This is a genomic window from Undibacterium sp. 5I2, assembly GCF_035019605.1.
Lineage (GTDB): Bacteria > Pseudomonadota > Gammaproteobacteria > Burkholderiales > Burkholderiaceae_D > Undibacterium.
The window spans coordinates 1-3,571 of record NZ_JASJVS010000121.1; the positions used below are offsets into that span (position 1 = coordinate 1).

Below are 3,571 nucleotides of genomic sequence, written 5' to 3' on the forward strand. Positions count from 1 at the left end.
TGCCGCCCATGATTTACGAAAAAGAAATGGCAGAAAAAAAACCTATTGATGTGTCCGAAATAACTTGACCACTACAGTGGCGGCGTCACTGTCAAGATCGAGACGCAACTTCAACAGCGGGATGTCGACCGATAGGGCAACAATCAGGGCCGCGACATCGGTCTCGGTGATGAGCACCCGCGGGCCGAGCGGATAACGCGTGGTAAAGCGACGGCCATGGATGGAGAACTTGCGCTCGGCCACACCGGAATCCTCCTCCCACATGGCGAAATCTCCTATATCCATTCGAATAGCCGGTGCCGCCGTGCGTAGTAGACTGGTTACCACGCAAAGCCCCATCCGGCCTGCTTCCTCAATCGGCTGTAACGTGGCTGGGTCCACGATTTCCAAGAGGCAGGCGTCAGCGCACACCCGGAACTCGTTCTGTGCGAAGCCGGTCTCGCTTAGGCCGATCAAGCCGGTCTCGGTGGTGGCGAACATGAATGGAATCACCATCGCATTGGGGAATGCGCGTTGGACGATGCCAAGCTGGGCACCATACATCAGCTCACCGCCACAGAGAATGCGCGTGATGGTGGTATCAGGCATCCCCTCCGCCAAGATATGATGAGCCATCCCTAGCAAGACCGAATTGATGCCGGCCAGCACGTTGGCTCCGAACTTCCGGTAGGTGTCCAGAATATAGGGAAAGGGGTGGTCGGAACCAATTGGCACCTCCACACAGCGGCTGGGGAACTGCTCAAGTGTGCCGTGCACGAACATGAAAGAAGCGCTTCCGCCAACACAGAGGTTGGCTACGAAATCGCCCTCTTGCAGCGCGCCAGATTTCCAATGACGCGTGGCTAAGAGGATGAGGGTGGCCTTCCATTCTTCGCGCCCGAAGATTGTAGCCTTGGGTTTGCCCGTCGTGGCTGATGACTGATAGATGATCCCGTCCGAGCGCCCGCGTGGATCGAAGAAACTGATGGCCTGTGCATCATGCACGACCGCCATCAGGAGGTCGTGCGTGAGCACCGGAACCTGATCCCATGCCAACGCACCAGGGGGAAGGTCGCGATAGAGCTTGCCATACACTGGCGAGCTGACGCGAGCCAATGCAATCAGTTGTTCAACGCTATAGCGCATTTAATCATCCCCCATTTTTGGAAACAGCACCGGAGCTTCTACGTCCACCTGCTGGCCACCTGTCGTTGTCCAGAACTCGGACAAGGAGGGTGCCGCGGTGAGGCCTAGGGTGGTGCGCAGCGTCGACATCTTTCCAGGCATGACTGGGAACAGCAGCGTGGAGGCGGTAACTAATCCTTGATGCAAGGTATTAAGGACCGTGTCGAGTCGACACTGTTGATCCGGTTGCTTGGCCAGGGCCCAAGGCACCTGCTCGCTTACATATCGATTCAACGAGCGCACGAACTCTAGAATCTCTTCCACTCCATGCGATAGCCACAGATCCTCCACCCATCCAGGGCACATCTGCCGAAGGCGTTCGCTCTCAGTTTGTAGGCGACGTTCAGCGTCGCCTAGGTCGGAAGCAGCAGGAACGCGGCCCTCGCGATAGCGGCCGATCATCGCCAATGTCCGTGCCGCGAGATTACCAAAGTCGTTGGCAAGGTCATTCCGCAGCCGCTGCTCGATGACTTGTTCGCTGATGATCCCATCAACCCCAAAGGGGACTTCGCGAATCAATACATAACGCAATACGTCAACGCCGTACTTCCTGGCTGCATCGAGCGGATCAACACCATTTCCCAGAGACTTGCTCATCTTTCGCCCGTCCGATCCCAACAAATGGCCTGAGACATGCAGCCTGCGATAGGGTGGCAGTCCAATGGCTAGGCACATGGACAACCAAAACAGCGCATGAGGCCTGAGAATGTCCTTGCCGATGATGTGGCGGGTGTGCGGCCAGAAGCGGTCGAAGCGCCCCTCTTCTTTGCGCAGCTCGGACACGTAGCTCAGCAGCGCGTCGAACCATACATAGGTCACGTGGGCATGATCCCATGGCAGCGGAATTCCCCAGCTGACGCGGTCTATGGGGCGAGAGATACTCAGGTCGCCGATGGGCTCCTCTAACAGTTTACGAACCTCTGCAGCGTATTCTTTGGGATGGATAAGATCAGGCTGGTTTCGCAGTAGTTCTCGGATTGACTCTCTATACTTTTCCATCCTGAAAAAATAATTGGTTTCACGACGCAGCTGAGGCGGTTCCTTGTCTTCGGGCAGTTTGCCGTCCACCAGCTCCTTCTGGGTGACGTAGCGCTCCTGTCCCACCGAGTACAGGCCTTCGTACTCCGCTTCATAGATGTCTCCCTTGTCGTGGAGTAACTGTAGGATCGCGCTAACATAAGCCTTGTGAGCAGGGTCAGTGGTACGGACGAAAGCCGTGGGAGCCACGCTCAATTGCTCCCAAGCATGACGAAAAGCTGCAGCATTATAGTCAACGAAGGCCTGGATGGGCTCATTCATGGCGGCCGCGGCCTTGGCAATCTTTTCCCCATGCTCATCTGCCCCCGTGATGAAAACGGTGGGCCGGCCCTCTAGGACGCCGTAACGGGCAACCACGTCGGCGTGGATGCTGGCATAAGCGTGTCCGAGGTGGGGGCGGTCATTGACATAGTAAATGGGCGTCGTCAGGTACAGCGGGCGGGCCGCTGCATTGGAGGTATCACTCATGAAGTCTCTTTTGGGTGGTGAGGGGTTTTCGGGGAGCGCAACGACGCCGAGCAGACCTCGGTGAGAGCACTACAGAATACATTCATTTGCTCTGGGCTCAAATCCGCGCGCGGCATGATCCGTAGCCCGGCCATGTCCTTAGGTACGATCGGAAAGAAGACTGCGGAGGTGTAGAAACCGCGATCCAATAGCGCGGCAGCACTGTTAACCGCCGTTTCGGCTGAATCGAGCAGAATCACTCGGATCGGTGATTCTGTGAACCGATTGATGGACTTAAACTGCTCGTCGAGGGTCAACAAGTTACGGCGCCACGCGGCTTGTAACCGGCCAAGCTCTGGGCTCTTATGCAGCGCCAGAGAAGCTAAGGTGCCACCAATGCCCGCAGAATTCATGTATTGCGACCACGGATTACCATAACGCACCAGCCGCTCCTTGAGTGCAGAATCTCCACTAAGCAACATTCCACCGCAGGCACCAAAGGCTTTAGCCAATGACCCGACGACGACAGTGCGGTCGTTGAGTTCACCCAACGCTCGAAGCACATGTCCTTCGCCGCGCTCGCCAGTAATTGACAAGCCATGGGAGTCGTCGAGGTAGAGGAACAGGCCGTAGCGGTCCTGTAGGTACTTAAGCTGCTCCACGGGGGCAAAACCATCAACACTGTAGGTACCATCCCCAATGTAGGCCACCAATTCATGCCGCTTGCAGAGATCCTCGATGAAATTGAGGTCGTTGTGTGGACAGGTCTCCACCTGAGTTTCGTCGCCACAGATGGGCTTTACGTGACTCATGGAGAAGTGGGCGAATTTGTCGAAAGCCATAACCTGTAATGGTCTAATGTTTACGGACACCTCAATAGGAGGAATAATTACCTAAACGAGGAAAATAAAGATGACTGGGA

General features: G+C 56.0%; 3 protein-coding genes. All 3 read right to left on the reverse strand.

What is annotated here, in order from left to right:
• Positions 1-42: 42 nt before the first annotated feature.
• Genes QN359_RS19515 through QN359_RS19525 form a run of 3 tightly spaced genes read right to left on the reverse strand, consistent with a single transcriptional unit; the run spans position 43 to position 3,491 of the window.
• Entirely contained in the window at positions 43-1,125 is a 1,083-nt protein-coding gene (locus QN359_RS19515) for a hypothetical protein (protein WP_322250045.1), read from the reverse strand.
• Entirely contained in the window at positions 1,126-2,670 is a 1,545-nt protein-coding gene (metG, locus tag QN359_RS19520) for a methionine--tRNA ligase (protein WP_322250044.1), read from the reverse strand.
• Positions 2,667-3,491, reverse strand: coding sequence for an aminotransferase class I/II-fold pyridoxal phosphate-dependent enzyme (locus tag QN359_RS19525; RefSeq protein ID WP_322250043.1), 825 nt, complete (start codon positions 3,489-3,491; stop codon positions 2,667-2,669). Before QN359_RS19525 ends, metG begins: the two co-directional genes overlap by 4 nt.
• Positions 3,492-3,571: the final 80 nt, after the last annotated feature.